19 protein-coding genes are annotated in these 17,441 nt (G+C 29.8%); 6 read left to right on the forward strand and 13 right to left on the reverse strand.

The annotated features are described in order from the left end of the window. Nucleotides 1–52 precede the first annotated feature (52 nt). From Fi14EGH31_RS15765 to Fi14EGH31_RS13400, 5 genes are all read right to left on the reverse strand, one after another. Entirely contained in the window at nucleotides 53–334 is a 282-nt protein-coding gene (locus Fi14EGH31_RS15765) for a 4Fe-4S binding protein (protein WP_200765401.1), read from the reverse strand. 173 nt (nucleotides 335–507) lie between these two features. Then, complete coding sequence (locus Fi14EGH31_RS13390; protein WP_200764932.1) at nucleotides 508–1,200, reverse strand: aspartate/glutamate racemase family protein; 693 nt, start codon at nucleotides 1,198–1,200, stop codon at nucleotides 508–510. A 116-nt stretch (nucleotides 1,201–1,316) separates the two neighbouring features. After that, the gene (locus tag Fi14EGH31_RS15435; protein ID WP_234697794.1) at nucleotides 1,317–1,601 is read right to left on the reverse strand and encodes a hypothetical protein; all 285 of its coding nucleotides are present in this window, start codon (nucleotides 1,599–1,601) and stop codon (nucleotides 1,317–1,319) included. A 33-nt stretch (nucleotides 1,602–1,634) separates the two neighbouring features. Then, nucleotides 1,635–2,723: an ROK family protein gene (locus tag Fi14EGH31_RS13395; protein ID WP_234697795.1), complete on the reverse strand. Its 1,089-nt coding sequence runs from the start codon at nucleotides 2,721–2,723 to the stop codon at nucleotides 1,635–1,637. Between the two features lie 20 nt (nucleotides 2,724–2,743). Next, nucleotides 2,744–3,364, reverse strand: coding sequence for a flavodoxin family protein (locus Fi14EGH31_RS13400; protein WP_200764933.1), 621 nt, complete (start codon nucleotides 3,362–3,364; stop codon nucleotides 2,744–2,746). A gap of 129 nt (nucleotides 3,365–3,493) precedes the next feature. On the opposite strand from Fi14EGH31_RS13400, the gene Fi14EGH31_RS13405 reads away from it, so the two are divergent. Both Fi14EGH31_RS13405 and Fi14EGH31_RS13410 read left to right on the forward strand, forming a co-directional pair. Then, nucleotides 3,494–3,868: a LysR family transcriptional regulator gene (locus Fi14EGH31_RS13405; RefSeq protein ID WP_200764934.1), complete on the forward strand. Its 375-nt coding sequence runs from the start codon at nucleotides 3,494–3,496 to the stop codon at nucleotides 3,866–3,868. Between the two features lie 6 nt (nucleotides 3,869–3,874). Further along, the gene (locus Fi14EGH31_RS13410; RefSeq protein WP_200765402.1) at nucleotides 3,875–4,381 is read left to right on the forward strand and encodes a LysR substrate-binding domain-containing protein; all 507 of its coding nucleotides are present in this window, start codon (nucleotides 3,875–3,877) and stop codon (nucleotides 4,379–4,381) included. 45 nt (nucleotides 4,382–4,426) lie between these two features. Here Fi14EGH31_RS13410 and Fi14EGH31_RS13415 read toward each other — a convergent pair whose 3' ends face one another. The 5 genes from Fi14EGH31_RS13415 to Fi14EGH31_RS13435 all read right to left on the reverse strand — a co-directional run bounded on the left by Fi14EGH31_RS13415 (nucleotide 4,427) and on the right by Fi14EGH31_RS13435 (nucleotide 8,504). Further along, entirely contained in the window at nucleotides 4,427–5,113 is a 687-nt protein-coding gene (locus Fi14EGH31_RS13415; RefSeq protein ID WP_200764935.1) for a metallophosphoesterase, read from the reverse strand. 8 nt (nucleotides 5,114–5,121) lie between these two features. Further along, the gene (locus tag Fi14EGH31_RS13420; protein ID WP_200764936.1) at nucleotides 5,122–6,111 is read right to left on the reverse strand and encodes a helix-turn-helix transcriptional regulator; all 990 of its coding nucleotides are present in this window, start codon (nucleotides 6,109–6,111) and stop codon (nucleotides 5,122–5,124) included. A gap of 9 nt (nucleotides 6,112–6,120) precedes the next feature. Next, nucleotides 6,121–6,753 (reverse strand): hypothetical protein, encoded by a 633-nt coding sequence (locus Fi14EGH31_RS13425; protein ID WP_200764937.1) that lies wholly within the window; start codon nucleotides 6,751–6,753, stop codon nucleotides 6,121–6,123. Nucleotides 6,754–6,843: 90 nt separating this feature from the next. Next, a complete protein-coding gene (locus Fi14EGH31_RS13430; RefSeq protein ID WP_200764938.1) occupies nucleotides 6,844–8,013 on the reverse strand; it encodes an aminotransferase class I/II-fold pyridoxal phosphate-dependent enzyme in 1,170 nt (389 codons plus the stop codon). Next, entirely contained in the window at nucleotides 8,013–8,504 is a 492-nt protein-coding gene (locus Fi14EGH31_RS13435; RefSeq protein ID WP_118305913.1) for an Lrp/AsnC family transcriptional regulator, read from the reverse strand. Before Fi14EGH31_RS13435 ends, Fi14EGH31_RS13430 begins: the two co-directional genes overlap by 1 nt. 133 nt (nucleotides 8,505–8,637) lie before the next feature. On the opposite strand from Fi14EGH31_RS13435, the gene nagA reads away from it, so the two are divergent. The 4 genes from nagA (at nucleotide 8,638) to Fi14EGH31_RS13455 (ending at nucleotide 12,347) form a co-directional block, all read left to right on the forward strand. Continuing rightward, entirely contained in the window at nucleotides 8,638–9,777 is a 1,140-nt protein-coding gene (gene nagA, locus Fi14EGH31_RS13440) for an N-acetylglucosamine-6-phosphate deacetylase (RefSeq protein ID WP_200764939.1), read from the forward strand. Between the two features lie 95 nt (nucleotides 9,778–9,872). Next, nucleotides 9,873–10,895, forward strand: coding sequence for a lactonase family protein (locus tag Fi14EGH31_RS13445; RefSeq protein ID WP_200764940.1), 1,023 nt, complete (start codon nucleotides 9,873–9,875; stop codon nucleotides 10,893–10,895). Between the two features lie 10 nt (nucleotides 10,896–10,905). Continuing rightward, a complete protein-coding gene (locus tag Fi14EGH31_RS13450; RefSeq protein WP_200764941.1) occupies nucleotides 10,906–11,580 on the forward strand; it encodes a TIGR00266 family protein in 675 nt (224 codons plus the stop codon). Next, entirely contained in the window at nucleotides 11,580–12,347 is a 768-nt protein-coding gene (locus tag Fi14EGH31_RS13455; RefSeq protein ID WP_022001976.1) for an HAD family hydrolase, read from the forward strand. The genes Fi14EGH31_RS13450 and Fi14EGH31_RS13455 overlap by 1 nt, the downstream gene beginning before the upstream one ends. A gap of 306 nt (nucleotides 12,348–12,653) precedes the next feature. On the opposite strand, the gene carB is transcribed toward Fi14EGH31_RS13455, so the two are convergent. The 3 genes from carB to Fi14EGH31_RS13470 form a co-directional block, all read right to left on the reverse strand. Then, complete coding sequence (gene carB / locus Fi14EGH31_RS13460; RefSeq protein WP_200764942.1) at nucleotides 12,654–15,851, reverse strand: carbamoyl-phosphate synthase large subunit; 3,198 nt, start codon at nucleotides 15,849–15,851, stop codon at nucleotides 12,654–12,656. Between the two features lies 1 nt (nucleotide 15,852). Beyond that, a complete protein-coding gene (locus Fi14EGH31_RS13465) occupies nucleotides 15,853–16,923 on the reverse strand; it encodes a carbamoyl phosphate synthase small subunit (RefSeq protein ID WP_107029741.1) in 1,071 nt (356 codons plus the stop codon). A gap of 273 nt (nucleotides 16,924–17,196) precedes the next feature. Then, the gene (locus tag Fi14EGH31_RS13470; RefSeq protein WP_107029742.1) at nucleotides 17,197–17,409 is read right to left on the reverse strand and encodes a hypothetical protein; all 213 of its coding nucleotides are present in this window, start codon (nucleotides 17,407–17,409) and stop codon (nucleotides 17,197–17,199) included. Between the last annotated feature and the right edge of the window lie 32 nt (nucleotides 17,410–17,441).

The following is a 17,441-nucleotide window of genomic DNA, read 5'->3' on the forward strand; positions in this document are numbered from 1 at the left end:
TTTAATTCTATATATGTACAATATCAATAGTGCATGTTAGTATAACTGGAAGTTATACTTGTTGGTTTGCTTCTATAATATCTTTTAGACTTACTTTTTCATGGCGATAACGTGCCTTGGAATTAGCATCTTTGATTTTTGTAATAATTGCTTTTGATGGACAGTTTTGTGCACAAGCTAAACAAAACTCACAAGTATTTTGTTTTCTCTTTGCTCTATTGTTTTCAACGTATAATAAACCACGTGGACAGATTTTCGTACAAATACCACAACCTACACATTTATCAGTGACAGTAATTTGTTCACCATTAATAAATTGAAATTTGAAGTGCAGGAATTAACTGAAAATCACTTAGAAATGGATGTGTAAAGCAAAAATAACCGCACCGGAGTAAATCAATACTCTAGTGTGGTCGTTTAGTTTTTTTGAGTTCCATTTTAAGTCTTCGCTTAAAAATTGCTATTTTATCAAATCACTAAGTAAAACTCACAAAATGATTCTCTTATTTATATTAATATTTCATCTATGATATTTTGAATGTGAATTTTAGTTGCATCTAATGTAGGAATTTTTAATTCAACATCTCCATATACCATTGGCAATTCTGTACAACCAAGAATTATTGCATCTACGCCTAAATCACTATAACCTTTATTAGCAATTTCAATAAACTTCTCTTTTGTATCTTTTGTTATAACACCATGTTCTAATTCATTTTCAATATGCCATCCTATCCACTTGCAATCCTCTTCACTCGGTGTAACAACTTGTATTCCTTCCTTTTCAAATGGTTCTTTAAAATAGGCGTCTTTCATTGTTCCTTCAGTTCCAAGCAATAACAATTTATTAAATTTCTTCTTTTTCGCTTCACTTACACATACTTGAACCAAACTAAGCATAGGGATAGCAGTTTCCCTTGCAACTCTATCAAATACCATATGCCCTGTACAACATGCCAATGCAATAAAGTCACAATTTGCTTTTTCTAGAGTTCTTACTGCCCCAAGTATATATTCTGTCATTCCCTCATAATCCTGTGTAGCTCCAAATGGTATCATTTTAAAACAACTAAGACTTTCTATCGTAATTTCAGGTAAAACTGGCTTACCTAGTTTTTTCATAACGCCATACTCTATTTCTTTATAATATTGCAATGTTGCTTCTGGACCTACTCCACCAATCAATCCCAATTTTTTCATTTTGATTTCTCCATAGTTTAATTTTTTTATACAATAACATGCTTGAATTTCTATTACAATAAGAGTATTTAAAATATCCTAGTAACTGTTGTTTTCTAATATTAAAAGAGAATCAATTAAGATTCCCCTTTTTCATCTAAGTGTTCATCGCATAATTTAGTAATACCATCTAACATATAATACCAAGGTTCTTTAATAGAATAGAATGTTGGGATGAATTCTTTTGGTACAAAAGATAGCAATCCTTTTTCTATTTCTAAAGTATCTGGTATCATTGGTGAATAAAGTGCAATGGCATCAGGACCAATTAAGGAAATGGATGGTAATAATGATTTAATTACAAGTTCCTTAACACCTGCTTGACTCCAAGCAAGATGTTGGCAATCATCTGATAATTGCATTCTTCTTAAAAAGAAACGTACTTCTCCCGCAATTCATTCTTTTCCTGTAATAACTTGCCCATTTACAAGAATTCCTTGACCACCAACCCCAAAACCAAAAGGTTGTGAATGAAAGATAATATTTTTATATTCTTCATGTTCCAAAGAAAACCCTACTACTGCTGCATTAGCATTATTATAAATAAAGACATCGATATGATATTTCTTTTCAAATTCATTTTTAATATCTTGATCTCTACCATCAATGGATGAACGTAAATGTTGATTATCTTTAATAATACCTGGAGTGGCAATACCAATAACATCAATTGTATGGTGTTTTAATAAAACAGTATCGATAATATCATAAAGATCATTCATATCAAGACTTGCTTTAATAATCGTTTGTTGATCAATAATTGTTGATTTATCATAAACACGATAATAAATACGAGTTTGTGCTCTATTAGTTGATAAAACAATAGAAAGAATACGTTTATTTGATTTTTTACAACAGTGACATTTCTTAACTTGTTCTTCTTTCTTTTCTTTATTATAATTTTCAATTTCACTTTGAATAAATTTAATCGCACCAATTGCATCATAACTTGCAAAAGTTGCTGTTGGTATTTGTAAAACAAGTTTATCAGGTAAACTTTCTTGTAATCTTTTTAACATATAGCCAATTTGTGGAGCGATTAAAACAAGATCATAATTTTCTACTTGTTCATAAATATTTGAATAATCAACCGCATCAAAGTGATAATCTTCCCCTAACATTTCTACTACAGAATTAAGGTTATCTGCAAACATTGATGTTGTAAGACCTGAGGAACAAGATAATAAAACACGGGTTGTTTTTTTGTCTTTTAAACCAATTAATGTTTCAATCATTTCATCATAAAGTTGATGGGCATGATTTTCATCATTAAGTTCAAAATGAAGATAAAACTGCACTTCTTGATTTTTATAAGAAATAATATTAAATTCAACAATTGTTCCATTGGTAACATCAGTAAATTGAATGGTAGCTTCACCATAAGATGTTGTTAATTTAATTGTTTGTTCACTTTCTACATTGATTTGATAATCATCATTTTGATGATCAATAATCCATTTTTTAAATAGATCAGATGTATACATTTTATCTTCACACCTTTCTTTTATCTTATAAAGTTTGTACGACGGAATTCTTCTTTTTCTGGTAAACCATATTTTTCTTTACCATCATGAATACATTTCATTAAAAATGACATGTTTCTAGCAAGAACGCGCATTGTTTGTAATCCTTCTTCATCTTGGCTTGCTTCTCCCATTTCTCTACCATGGATTGCATTCCAATATTGTGAAGAAGCAATTGGCATACCTGAGATTGCAAAGAATTTATTGATTTCATCATAAGTTGAAGAAATACCACCACGTCTTGCGACAATCGCACTAGCACCTACTTTCATACTTTTATCAAAAGATGTACTATAGAATAATCTTGTTAGAAAAGCAATTAATGTAGCATTAGCAGAAGCAAAATAAACAGGTGTTCCTACTACAAGACCATCAGCTTCTTCAAATTTTTTAGCCACTTCATTGACACAATCATCAAAAACACAATGATCTAATCTTGTTTTACATGACATACAAGCAATACAACCACGAATGTCTTTATTGCCAACATGTACGATTTCGCTTTCAATTCCTTCTTGATCAAAAATCTTCACCATTTCATCTAAAGCAACTTTTGTATTTCCTTGAGGACGAGGACTACCATTAATAATAAGTACTTTCATCTTATTTCTTTTTCCATTTCTTTACTATTATTTTAATCATTATTTATCCCATTGTACATGACTAAAAACAAATATCACTATAACCAAAAGTTATACTGTGTTATAATACGGAAAAGGAGAAGTGATACAATGATTGAATTCAACCAATTGAAACATCTTGTTGCTATAGCAAAAAATAAAACGATTTCTAAAGCAGCTGAAGAACTTCTTATTTCTCAGCCTGGCCTTACAAAATCCATGCAACGTTTAGAAGAAGATTTAGGTTTATCGTTATTTAATCGTAAGAAAAATAAAATAGAATTAAATGATAATGGTTTACTTGCGGTTGAATTTGCGAAAAAGTTACTTGATGGTAGAGAAGAAATGATCAAAGAACTGACAAAACATAATCAAAATTATTTATCTTTTGCTAGCTGTGCACCTGCTCCTTTATGGGGAATTGAATATACTTTTCAAACAAATACAAATTCACAATTTGAAAGTTTTCTTATTCAAGATGAGTAAACACTCATTAATGGTTTAGAAAATGGAGACTATTCATTAATTGTATTAACACATCCTTTAGATAATAAAAACTATATTTGCCAAGAATTCTTAAATGAATCACTTTACTTATCTGTGCCTCCGGCACATCCTTTAGCACCATTTAAAGAAATTTCATTTTCTGATTTAGATGGACAAAGTGTTCTTTTATTATCACATATTGGATTTTGGAATGAAGTATGTAAACAAATGATTCCTGAATCTCATTTGTTATTCCAAGATGATCCCTTTGTCTTTAATGAACTTACAAAGATGTCTGCTTTACCTAATTTTAAAAGCGACATTACAATGCAAAGAGACAGCGAAGAAGATAATCGTATTTTAATACCTATTACTGATCAAGAAGCTCATGCGAGCTACTATGCTATTTATCCAAAAGATAAAAAACAATTCTATCAACCACTTCTTAAACAAATAAAAGATCTTGATTGGAAAAAAACAAAAGATTTACCTAAAGTATTCAATAATCAATAATAAAATATTTCCTATCTAAAAAGCTGTTACATTTGTAGCAGCTTTTTAAAATTCAACAATTTCATTAAACATAAATATCATACAATCTATCTTTTTATCAGTATGAAAATGTCCACAATACCATTTCTTATAATCTAAGCTTAATTCTAATTTATCTAAAAAAAATTCTGTACTATAATCTACTTTTAAAGGATTAATACCTTTCATAAATACTTCTCGAGGAAGATATTTATAAGGACAAGTATGAGAAAGTACAACATCTATTTGTGGATTCTTTTCTACGTACATTAAAAGTTTATCTTTTATTTCTTCACTGGGTTGTTCACTTGGATACCAATTATATCCCATTTGTAAACGATAGTTTTTATCAACACTATAAGCTCCACCAATAACTAAAACACTTTGTTCATTAAATTGATACACTTCACCATCTTTCGCAAATAATATATGAGGATATTCTTCTTCATAATAGACAAGCCCATCATGAAATATTTTTGTTTTATAGCCTTCTATATTTTCAGGACGTTCTTCATGATTACCATGAATACAAAAGAAAGTAATCGGATATTGTAAAAGACTATTTTTTAAATAAATATCTTGTTCATTAGCGTAATAGTTAATACCTGCATCTCCTAAAACAATCATAAGATCATCTCTTGTTGTTTTATTTTTATAACAAAATGCATAAACTTCACTAAAATTCCCATGTTTATCACCTGTTATATAAATCATAATTTCTCCTATTGATATTGTTTTAATGTCTTTTCAATTCTTTTTTTCATTTCTTCTTGTAAAGAATAGGGTTTAATAACTGTAATCTTATCTTGTAACATCATTAACCATCCTATTAACCCTTCATTAATTAAAACATCTTTTACTATTAAATGATAACGATTTTCATAATCTTTTGTCACACGATTATCTTGTCCAAATTTATCAACAACTTCTTTAATAATCGATTGATCAAAACTAATCTCTAAATCTTCTTTTTCTCCGGAAATATACATATTAATTGGATTATCAATTTGTTCTACATCAAATTGTTCTCCTTCAAAATATTTACTCTTATGATTTCTTACAAGTCTCATACGATCTAATCGATAAAGAGATAAACTATCTGGTCTTTTATCAAAATAACCAATCACATAATATTTAGAATTATTTTGAATGAGTTTATACGGAGAAATAATATAAAACTCTTTATTATCTTGATGATTACCATGGATATTTGATATTTCTACCAACCTATTTCTTTTTATTTCATAATTAACATACTTAAAATAAATATTTTTCTTTTCATTAATAGCTTTAATAATGGTTGTCATATTTAATAACAAATCATAATTTCTTATATCATTTTGTCTAATTGTTTGATTTTGAATACGGGATAATTGTTTATTTGAACTTAATGTTTGTAATTTTGTAAGTAGTATATTTACTTCTTTTTGATCTAAATCATTATTATAAAGAATACTATCCCATAAATATTGTATTTGTCCATCATTAAAGAATTCTTCATTTATTGCATAGCCTTTACGATGTTTTGTTTTAATAATATCTTTTTGATAAATATAATGAGATAATTCGTTAATATTTCTAATTGCTTGATAAACCGTTTTTATATCTACTTTAATTTGATATTTTTCTTCTAATAACATCTTAATTTCTATTGCTGGTATATAATCTAATGATTCTTTGATAATAAGATATGTGTAATAGAGTCTGTCCATAGTTTTCTCCTATCTTGCATAATTAAGTGAATATGTCTTGTCTTTATGATACAACATTTCATAACGATATGGTGAATAATTATAAAGAGATTTTTCAAAGCGTTTAAAGGCTTCATCAAGTGTTACAAATGGTAAATGAAAATAAGCTTGTTTATATTGTTTTTCTAATAGAAGAATAAGACTTGCATAGTAATGTGTTTGTTCATCACTTATCATTTTATAATGTGTCATACCTAAGATGACTTGATTGAGTTGATTCATTTTAAATGTAAGCAAATGCCTTACTAGACAATAAATTTCTATATTAAAATCACTATGATCTAAAATATAATAAAATAAATTATATTTATATTCGACTAATGGTTTAAAATGTTGATTGATTAATAAATTCATCATGACTAAATGATATTCCATTTCATTATAAGATAAGCAACAATCAATATATCTTTTAATATTTGAAAAAAGCCATAATTGAATATCTTTTCTTTTATTTAATTTTCTTTTTAATTGAAAAACATCAATACACGTATTCATTAAATCATAAATACCTTGTTGATAAATTCCGTCACTATGAATTAATAAATATGTTTTTACCTCCATAATTGATACATCTGTCATTTGTTCATAACTTTTAACTACCATTAAAATCATCCCCTTTTCTTTATCTATATTATAGGGAGATGATGATTTTTATGATTAATTTGTATCTGTTTTAAAACCAAAAAAAAGGAGTTAAATAACTCCCTTATTTTCTAAGAATTTTCTAATTTTCTTTGTTGCTGCTTTAAGTTCTTCTAAACTATAAGCATAAGAAACACGAATATATCCTTCTCCTGCTTCACCAAAAGCACTTCCTGGCACACAGGCTACTAACTGATCATTTAATAATTCTTCACAGAATTGTTCTGATGTAAGCCCTGTTGATTTAATACATGGGAAAACATAGAAAGCACCTTGTGGTGTAAATGTTTTAAGTCCCATTTCATTAAATGTTTTGACTAAGAAGTTTCTTCTTGCAAGATAAGCTTGTCGCATTTTTTCAATTTCTTCATCACAATGTCTCATCGCTTCAATGGCTCCATATTGAGCACATGTTGGTGCTGACATAATGACATATTGATGAATTTTTTTCATCATTTTAACTAGATATTCATTCGCAAGAACATAACCTAAACGCCATCCTGTCATCGCATAAGCTTTAGAAAAACCACTGACAAGAATAACTTGATCTTTGATTTCATCAAAAGATGCAATTGAACAGAATTTATGTTCATAAGAAAGTTCTGCATAGATTTCATCCGTAATAATCATAATTCCTGATTCTTTAAAGATAGGAACTAATTTTTCATAGTCTTCTCTTGTCATGAATCCACCTGTTGGATTACTTGGGTAGTTTAAAAGAATGGCCTTTGTTTTTTCATTGATAGCTTCTTTTAAAAGTTCAGGTGTTAATTTAAATTCATTTTCTTCTGTTAAAGTAATGTTTCTTACCACTCCACCAGCAAGTGCAACACCCGGTGTATAAGCAACATAACTTGGTTGTAATAAAATGACTTCATCACCTGGATTAATAATTGTTCTAAAGGCTAAATCGATTCCTTCAGATCCCCCAACAGTGACAATACATTGTTCTGGTTTATAATCTAAATTAAATCTTCTTTTTTGATATTTACAAATTTCTTTTCTTAATTCTAATAATCCTTGATTTGCTGTATAGAATGTTTTTCCTTTTTCAATTGAATAGATTGCAGCTTCTCTAATTGTCCAAGGGGTTGCAAAATCAGGTTCACCTACCCCTAAAGAAATAACACCTTCCATTTGATTAGCTAAATCAAAAAATTTACGAATTCCACTAGGTGGAATATCTTTTACAATAGGATTAACAACTTTTTCAAAATCCATTATGGAGTTACCAATAATCTTTCTGCTGCATCTTTATTATCATCCTCAACAAGTCTACCCATGTTTTTATATTGTTTCAAAACATACATTGTGGCTGTTCTTTCAATACCTTCAATAACCGCTAAACGACTATTAACGAATTTAGCAACTTCAACCATTGTTTTTCCCTTAACAATCAATAAGAATTCATAATTTCCTGCTAATAAATACATTGTATCTACTTCTGGAAAATTATAAATCTTCTTAGCAATACGATCATAACCATAATCTCTTTCTGGTTTTGCATTAACTTGAATAACAGCTGTACATACATCATGATTTGTTTTATCCCAATTGATTAATGTATGATAACCATAGATTGTTTTATTTTTCTCTAAATCTTTAATTGTATTTTCAACATTTTCTTCTGATTCGTTTAAGGCGGCCGCAAGATCAACGACTTCCATTTTTGCGTTGTTTTCAATTAATGATAAAAGTAAATTTTCATCCATATCCTTCTCCTCCTTATTATGGTTCAATTATATACTAATTTAATAATAAGGTAAATTGAATTTTTAGAGGAATAAGCAAGATGTTTCTTGTCTAGATAAGTAAAGTGTTCTATAATAAAGTTGAGGTGAAATTATGATTATACAAAGTAAAAAAGTTTGGATTGCTGATCAATTCATTCCTGCACAATTAGAATTAGAAGATGGAATTATTAAAGAAATATATCCTTACAATGAAAAAGAAGTCACTAAAGATTATGGAGATTTAAGAATTCTTCCTGGTTTTATTGATATTCATTGTCATGGAGCTTATGGTTTTGACACAAATGATGCTGATCCTGAAGGTTTAAGAAAATGGACAAAAGGAATCGTTGATGAAGGAGTTACTTCTTTCCTTGCAACAACTCTTACTCAAAGTGAAGAAGTTCTTACAAATGCGGTAAGTAATGTCGCAAAAGTTGTGGAAGAAGGTTATGAAGGTGCTGAAATCTTAGGTATTCATTTTGAAGGTCCTTATTTAAATAAAGCACATAAAGGTGCTCAACCTGAAGAATACTGTGTTAAACCTGATATTGAACAATTTAAAAGATATCAAAAAGCTGCTCATGGTTTAATTAAATATATTACTATGGCTGTTGAAAATGATGAAGATTACGCTCTTACAAAATATTGTAGTCAAAATAATGTGGTCGTAAGTATTGGACATTCAAATGCAACTTATGAACAAGCTGTTCAAGCATACGCTCATGGAGCAAGAAGTATGACTCATGTTTATAATGCGATGACACCATTTACGCATCGTGCAAATGGTCTTGTTGGTGGTGCTTTACGTATTAGAAATATGTATGGAGAAATTATTTGTGATGGAAATCATTCTACTCTTGCCGCTTTAAATAATTTCTTTACTTCAAAAGGTCCTGATTATAGTATTATGATTACTGATTCCTTAATGTGTAAAGGATTTCCTGTAGGTACTAAATTTGATTTTGGTGGACAAGAAGTTGTCATTTATCCAGATGGAAGTGCTCATTTAGTAGAAGCAGGAAACTTAGCTGGTTCTACTTTAAATGTAAACAAAGGATTAAAAATCTTAATTGAAGATGCATTAGTTCCTGTTAATTACGCGATTAATGCATGTACATCAAACCCAGCAAGATGTTTACATGTTGATAATCGTAAAGGAACAATTGGCGTTGGTTATGATGCTGATCTTGTTGTTTTAGATAGAGATTATGAAGTTGTTCAAACTTATTGTAAAGGCGTTGGGCAAAAATAAGATTTTGAGATGCTTCATGCATCTCTTTTTTTTCTTATATAGAAAGCTTTTTATAGTTATTTTATGGTACAATTATTTCAAAAGGAGGCGATTTTGTGTATCGTTTTTATGTATCAAGTTATGCTAAAGGAAAAGAAAAAGGTCTTTATGTATGTACTTTAGATGAAACTAAAAATGAACTTCATTTAAATAAACATATTCCTACCGAAGATTTTCCTTCTTATGTTATTAAAAAAGATGATTATCTTTATGTATCTTTAAAAGATGCACGTGTTGGGGAAGGAGGAGGTGTCGCAAGTTATCATATTGAAGAAGATGATTTAAAACAACTTTCTTTTTATAATTCCCATGGTCGTTCTTATACTCATTTATGTTTAAGTCCTGATCAAAAATATTTATTTACAGCCAATTATCACGTTGGAGCAACTGCTGCTTTCCCTTTAAAGGATCATAAAATTGGAGATAAACTTTCAGTTGTTCACCATCATGGTTCAGGAATTGATTTACTTAAAAGACAAACAAGTCCTCATGCTCATTATGTAGGAATTACTCCTGATCATAAATATCTTTACAGTGTTGACCTAGGTGCTGATAAAATTGTTATGTATGAATTTATTAATGAAAAATTACAAGAAACATCATTAAGTCAATCTGTGATTCCTGGTAGTGGGCCTCGTCATATGATTTTTTCTCACGATGGTAAATATTGTTATCTCGTCAATGAAATTAGTAACAGTATTATGGTTTATCAATATCATGATGGACACTTTACTTTGATTCAAGTTATTCATTGTGTACCTCGTCATTTTCATGGCTTTTCAAGTGCTGCTGCTATTCATATGACATCAAGTGGTAAACATATTATTGTTTCCAATCGTGGACATGATAGCATTGTCCTTTATCGCGTTAATCAAGAAACAGGAAAAATCACTTTACTTTATATGGTGCATACTGGAAAAGGACCTCGTGATTTTAATATTATTGATGATCGTTATATTGTTGTGGCAAGTCAAGAAGAAGACCGTTTAGAGCTTTATACATTTAATGAAGAAAAAGAAGAAATTAAGCCTACAGGAAATACTTTAGATATTATTCAACCTGTTTGTGTGGCTTTATAGGAGAAAGATTATGGAATACGAAATTGTTGGAGATACTCTCCCTGTTGTTATTTGTCACTTAAATAAAGGTGAAAAAATGATTAGTGATAGTGGTGCTATGGCTTGGATGGATCCATGTATGAAAATGGAAACAAACGGTGGTGGTGCTGGTAAAATCATCGGTAGAATGTTTTCTGGTGAAACTTTATTTAGAAATAGTTATACGGCAAATGAAGATGGTTTAATTGCCTTTGCCTCAAGTTTTCCTGGAAAAATTGTCGCTATTGATGTAGAGCCTGGAAAAGAAGTCATCATTCAAAAATCTGCTTTTCTAGCTAGTGAAGAAAATGTAGAAACATCGGTTTTCTTTAATAAGAAATTTTCTTCTGGTATATTTGGTGGTGAAGGTTTTATTTTAACAAAGGTTTCTGGACACGGAACATGTTTTGTTGAAATTGATGGAAGTACCGTAGAATACAATTTACTACCAGGTCAACAAATGGTTATTGATACCGGTTATCTTGCAATGATGGATGCTACTTGTAAAATGGATATCCAATCAGTTCCTGGTTTAAAAAATAAATTTTTAGGAGGAGAGGGATTATTTAATACCGTGGTTACTGGTCCTGGTAAAATTGTGGTTCAAACAATGCCTATTTCAGCAGTAGCAAATTCACTTGCAAAATTTTTCCCTCAAGGTAAATAATGAAGAAATTGTTTTGTTTTGATATTGATGGTACTTTAAGAACAACCACAGATCATCAAATACCAGAAAGTACCATCAAAGCCTTAAATTTATTAAGAGAAAAAGGTCATCTTTTATTAGTATCTACAGGTAGAAGTGTTGACTCTTTAAAGAATACTCACATTTATGATACTTTTGCCTTTGATGGGTATGTATGCAATAGTGGACAAGCTTTATTAGATAAAAATTTAAAACTTATTCACAAAGAAAGTTTATCTACAACTGTTGTTTTAAAAGCTTTAGACGCTTCTAAAAAACACAACATTCCTTTAGCTCTTAAATGTACACCAAGAATTATTAATATGGAACCCAATGAAAATGTCATTCGTTCATGTAATTATTTCAATAATCCAATTCCCCCTGTTGGTAGCTATACCAATCAAGAAGTAGGTGCCATGATTGCTTATGGTCCTTTAGATTATGACTATCAAGAATTTAAAGATATTGAAGAACTTGATGTGATGGTAGGAGAAAGTAGTTATGCTGATATTACTATTAAAGGAATTTCTAAAGCAACTGGCATTGCTTATTTTATGAAGTTATGGAATATGAAAAGTTATGTAGCTTTTGGGGATTCTTTAAATGATGTTGAAATGTTTAAACATGCTTCTTTTTCGATTTGTATGGGACAAGGAAATAATGAGTTAAAGAAATTAAGTGATTTTGTGACAACTTCTATTGATGAAGATGGTATTTATTATGCATGTAAAGAATTAGGCTATATCTAAAATAGCCTTTTTTATTTCGTCTAAGTTCTTACCTATTAAAAGTAAATCAAAGAGTTCTTCATATTGTTTGGTTGATAGATTTTCTAAAAAAATTGGATCTACATCAGGGAAGCGAATAAGGAAAAGTTTGAGAGCATTTCTTCTTGCAATCAGTTTTTTTATTTTTCAAAAGAAGTATTTTCTTGATTCATAAAAAGCTTCCTTCTTTCATTATAGAAAAATATATTTTTTTATAAATGGACAGATAGTCCAAAATACTCCTTAAAATTATGCCAAAATAAAAATGGTCTTTCGACCATTTTTTAATTATCTTAGTTTTGTAATATCAATTAACGATGGCACACCATGTTTACGTTTTTCAAGTGAATCAATAAGTGCTTTTGCTGTATCAAGTGAAGTATAAATTGGAATACCAGCTTCTACAGCAAAACGTCTAATTAAGAAACCATCTTTTAAGTTATCATTTCTTGTTGGAATATCAATAACTAAATCTACTGTATCCGTAAACATTAAGTCAAAGATTGTATTTGTTTTTTCACATATACGGTTAACAAAATGTACAGGTACATCATGTTCTTTTAAGAATTTATATGTTCCTTCTGTGGCATATAAATCATAACCAAACATATAATATTGTTTAGCGATTGGTAAGAATTCTTCTTTAGAAGAATCTTTAATTGTACAAATGATATTCTTTTTCTTAGGTAATTGAATACCTGTTCCCATGAATGCTTTATAAATAGCTTCATCTAAGTTTTTAGAAATACCTAAAACTTCACCTGTTGATTTCATTTCAGGTCCTAAAGAAATTTCTGCACCTTTGATTTTTTCAAATGAGAACACTGGCATCTTAACTGCAATTGTTTCTTTTTCAGGAACAATACCATAAGAATATCCTTGTTCTTCAATTGTATGTCCCATAATAGCTTTTGTAGCAATAGCTACAATTGGGATATCTGTAACTTTTGAAATATAAGGAATTGTTCTTGAAGATCTTGGGTTAACTTCAATAACATAAACTTGATCTTCATAAACAATAAATTGAATATTGATTAATCCCACAACATGTAATGCTTTAGCAAGACGTTTTGTATAATCAACGATCACATCTTTAATTTCTTGTTTGATTTTTTGTGGTGGGTAAACAGAAATACTATCTCCCGAGTGAACTCCCGCACGTTCAACGTGTTCCATAATACCTGGAATTAAGATACCATGTCCATCACAAACTGCATCAACTTCAACTTCTTTACCAGATAAGTATTTATCAATTAAAATTGGATGTTCTTGGTATTGTCTATTAATGATTTTCATGAACTTTTTAATATCACCATCATTTAAGGCAATTTCCATACCAGCACCACCTAATACATAAGATGGTCTTACTAAAACTGGATATCCTAATTTATTAGCAACTTCAATTGCTTCTTCTGCAGTAAAGACTGTTGAACCTCTTGGACGATCAATATGACATTTTTCAAGAATTTCATCAAATCTTTCTCTATCTTCTGCAGCATCTACATCATCGGCATCTGTTCCTAAAATTTTAACACCCATATCTGTAAGTGCTTTGGTAAGTTTGATAGCTGTTTGTCCCCCAAATTGAACGATTGCTCCATCTGGTTTTTCAATGTCTACAATACTTTCTACATCTTCAGCAGTAAGTGGTTCAAAGTATAAACGATCAGCAATATCAAAGTCTGTTGATACTGTTTCAGGGTTGTTATTAACAATGATTGTATCGTATCCAGCTGCTTTTAAAGCCCATACACAATGTACTGAACAGTAATCGAATTCAATACCTTGTCCAATACGAATTGGTCCTGATCCTAAAACCATGATTTTTTTCTTTTCTCTTTGTGGTTCTACTTCGTTCACTCCACCTTGAATTGAATAGTAATAAGGTGTTTGTGCATCAAATTCTGCCGCACATGTATCAACAACTTTATAAGCTGCAACAATATTATTATCTTTACGCATTTGATGAATTTCTTGTTCTGTTTTTCCAGTTAATTCAGCAATGACTCTATCTGGGAATTGTAATCTTTTTGCTTGTTTTAATAAATCAACTGTTAATTCTTCTGTTTTAATTCTTTCTTCCATTTCTACTAAATGTTTTATTTTATCAATGAACCAAACATCAATTTTAGTAATTTCATGGATTTCTTGTTCTGTAATTCCTTTTCTTAAGGATTCAGCTACAGCAAAGATACGTTGATCATCAACATCTTTTAATTTTTGTTTTAATTCATCATGTGTTAATTTTGTAAAGGCATCTAAATGTAAATAGAAAACATTTTGTTCAAGAGAACGTAAAGCTTTCATTAAAGCTCCTTCAAAGTTATTACAGATTGACATAACTTCTCCAGTTGCTTTCATTTGTGTTCCTAATTTTCTTGAAGCATCAACGAATTTATCAAATGGCCATTTAGGAATTTTACATACCACATAGTCTAATGTTGGTTCATAAGAAGCATATGTTTTACCTGTAACGGCATTTTTGATTTCATCTAAGGTATATCCTAAAGCAATTTTAGCTGCTAATTTAGCAATTGGATAACCTGTTGCTTTAGAAGCTAAAGCTGATGAACGAGAAACACGAGGGTTTACTTCGATAACACAGTATTCAAAACTATTTGGATTTAAAGCGTATTGTACATTACATCCACCTTCAATATTTAAAGCTGTAATAATATTTAAAGCTGATGAACGTAACATTTGATATTCTTTATCTGATAAAGTTTGGCTTGGTGCCACAACAATACTATCTCCTGTATGAACACCAACAGGATCTAAGTTTTCCATGTTACATACAGTAATGCAGTTTCCTGCACTATCTCTCATTACTTCATATTCGATTTCTTTCCATCCAGCAATACATCTTTCAATTAAACATTGACTTACTCTTGATAGACGTAAACCATTTGAACAAATATCATGAAGTTCTTTTTCATTATTTGCGATACCTCCACCAGTACCACCTAATGTATAAGCAGGTCTTACAACAACTGGATAACCAATTTTTTCTGCAAATTCTAAAGCATCATTAACATGGTTAACAACGATGGATGCAGCACATGGTTCGTTAATTCTTTCCATTAAGTTTTTAAATTCTAAACGATCTTCTGCAAGTTTGATTGTATCTGTATTTGTCCCAATTGTACGAACATTGTGTTCTTCTAAGAATCCTTCATCCGCTAAAGCCATAGCGATGTTTAATGCATTTTGTCCACCTAATGTTGGTAAAATGCTATCTGGTTTTTCTTCCATGATTAATTTTTTAACAACAGGTACAGTTAATGGTTCGATATAAACTTTATCTGCGATATCACCATCTGTCATGATTGTTGCTGGGTTGGAGTTAATTAAAACAACTTCTACCCCTTCTTCTCTTAAAGCTCTACAAGCTTGAGTTCCAGCATAATCAAATTCTGCTGCTTGACCAATGATGATAGGCCCTGAACCGATAACTAATACTTTTTTTATACTTAAATCTCTTGCCATCTTATTTTACCTCCATCATTTTTTCAAATTCATCAAATAAAGCATCTGTATCTAATGGACCAGCACATGCTTCTGGATGAAATTGTACTGTTTTAATATTTTTACCCATATATTCAACACCTTCGATTGTTTGGTCATTTACATTAATAAACCAAGGTTTTGCAATATTACGATCAATAGAATCATCACAAATTACATAGTTATGATTTTGTGTAGAAATATAAACACGACCTGTATTTAAATCTTTAACAGGATGATTTGCACCATGGTGTCCATATTTTAATTTTTCAGTTTTAAATCCATGAGCTAAAGCCATCAATTGATGTCCTAAACAGATTGCAAAGATTGGTAAACCACTTTCAGATAGTTTTTTAACTTCTTTAATGATTTCAACATTTTCGCTTGGATCTCCAGGACCATTTGATAACATCACTCCATCATAGTTTCCTTCAATGATTGTACTTGCAGGAGTAGATGCTGGATAAACTGTGACTTCTATATTTCTATTTGCTAATGATTTAGCAATATTTTTCTTAGCACCAAAGTCTAATAAAGCAACTTTTCGATCTCCTGTTCCTACTTTATATGGTTTGTCACATGTTGTTTTTTCAACGACACCAGTTACTTTAAAGTTATGTATTTTTTCCATCACTTCACTTAAATCATCATATTTTGTTGTTGTAATCATTCCATTCATACAACCTTTATTTCTAATGATTTTAGTTAAATGTCTTGTATCGATTCCTTGAATACAAGGAATGTCATGTTCAATCAAATAATCTTTTAAATCAATATTTTTTCTAAAATTACTTCCAAGTCTAGCAAGTTCATTCACTACAAATCCTTCAACATAAGGTTTTGTAGATTCTTGATCTTCTAAACATACTCCATAGTTTCCAATTAATGGATATGTCATGACAACAGATTGTCCTGCATAGGAAGGATCTGTTAATACTTCTACATATCCTGTCATTGAAGTATTAAATACAAATTCACTGACAACTTCTTTGTTAGCCCCTACGCTTTCACCTTCAAATACGTTTCCATCTTCTAAGATTAAATAGGCTTTCATATATTTTCCTCCTTTTTTTTGTTATAAAAAAACATATCAATTAAAAATGATATGTTAGAAACAATGAGAATATAAAAATGAGGTACTCGTATTCAATTGTAAGCAATCATATTTGACACTTTGTTGTAACATAGCCCTCATCTCCTTTTGTTCTTGAATAGTATAGTAGATTTGATAACATTTTTCAACACTAATTTATAATTTTTTATTATTCTGTAATTTTATTTTATTAACAATTTTTTAGTATAAGAAAAAAGAGATTTTTCTCTCTTTCTATGATTGAAAATACTTTTCAATATCCTTTCTTTCATCCTCTGATAATATTAAAATATCCCTCGCTCTTTGATATGAACAATTTAATTCATTTATAACACTTCTAACATGTTCAATATTTTTTTTACGTTCCATTTGTTTACCCTGTTTGATTCCTTGAGTAATTCCTTCATTCCTTGCTTCTAATGCAATACTTTCACCTAAATCACACATATCTTTAACCTCACTTTCTATTTTCTTTGTAT

It is taken from the genome of Faecalibacillus intestinalis (assembly GCF_015097455.1).
GTDB lineage: Bacteria > Bacillota_I > Bacilli_A > Erysipelotrichales > Coprobacillaceae > Faecalibacillus > Faecalibacillus intestinalis.

Excerpts from the sequence above, each read along its gene's own strand:
- Fi14EGH31_RS13465 (WP_107029741.1), bottom strand. The coding sequence starts at position 16,923 with ATGAAAGCCTATTTAATCTTAGAAGATGGAAACGTATTTGAAGGTGAA.
- Fi14EGH31_RS13455 (WP_022001976.1), top strand. The coding sequence starts at position 11,580 with ATGAAGAAATTGTTTTGTTTTGATATTGATGGTACTTTAAGAACAACC.
- Fi14EGH31_RS13415 (WP_200764935.1), bottom strand. The coding sequence starts at position 5,113 with ATGATTTATATAACAGGTGATAAACATGGGAATTTTAGTGAAGTTTAT.
- Fi14EGH31_RS13420 (WP_200764936.1), bottom strand. The coding sequence starts at position 6,111 with ATGGACAGACTCTATTACACATATCTTATTATCAAAGAATCATTAGAT.
- Fi14EGH31_RS15435 (WP_234697794.1), bottom strand. The coding sequence starts at position 1,601 with ATGCAATTATCAGATGATTGCCAACATCTTGCTTGGAGTCAAGCAGGT.
- Fi14EGH31_RS13405 (WP_200764934.1), top strand. The coding sequence starts at position 3,494 with ATGATTGAATTCAACCAATTGAAACATCTTGTTGCTATAGCAAAAAAT.
- Fi14EGH31_RS13470 (WP_107029742.1), bottom strand. The coding sequence starts at position 17,409 with ATGTGTGATTTAGGTGAAAGTATTGCATTAGAAGCAAGGAATGAAGGA.
- Fi14EGH31_RS13425 (WP_200764937.1), bottom strand. The coding sequence starts at position 6,753 with ATGGTAGTTAAAAGTTATGAACAAATGACAGATGTATCAATTATGGAG.
- Fi14EGH31_RS13430 (WP_200764938.1), bottom strand. The coding sequence starts at position 8,013 with ATGGATTTTGAAAAAGTTGTTAATCCTATTGTAAAAGATATTCCACCT.
- carB (WP_200764942.1), bottom strand. The coding sequence starts at position 15,851 with ATGGCAAGAGATTTAAGTATAAAAAAAGTATTAGTTATCGGTTCAGGG.
- Fi14EGH31_RS13400 (WP_200764933.1), bottom strand. The coding sequence starts at position 3,364 with ATGAAAGTACTTATTATTAATGGTAGTCCTCGTCCTCAAGGAAATACA.
- Fi14EGH31_RS13435 (WP_118305913.1), bottom strand. The coding sequence starts at position 8,504 with ATGGATGAAAATTTACTTTTATCATTAATTGAAAACAACGCAAAAATG.
- Fi14EGH31_RS13450 (WP_200764941.1), top strand. The coding sequence starts at position 10,906 with ATGGAATACGAAATTGTTGGAGATACTCTCCCTGTTGTTATTTGTCAC.
- Fi14EGH31_RS13395 (WP_234697795.1), bottom strand. The coding sequence starts at position 2,723 with ATGTATACATCTGATCTATTTAAAAAATGGATTATTGATCATCAAAAT.
- nagA (WP_200764939.1), top strand. The coding sequence starts at position 8,638 with ATGATTATACAAAGTAAAAAAGTTTGGATTGCTGATCAATTCATTCCT.
- Fi14EGH31_RS13390 (WP_200764932.1), bottom strand. The coding sequence starts at position 1,200 with ATGAAAAAATTGGGATTGATTGGTGGAGTAGGTCCAGAAGCAACATTG.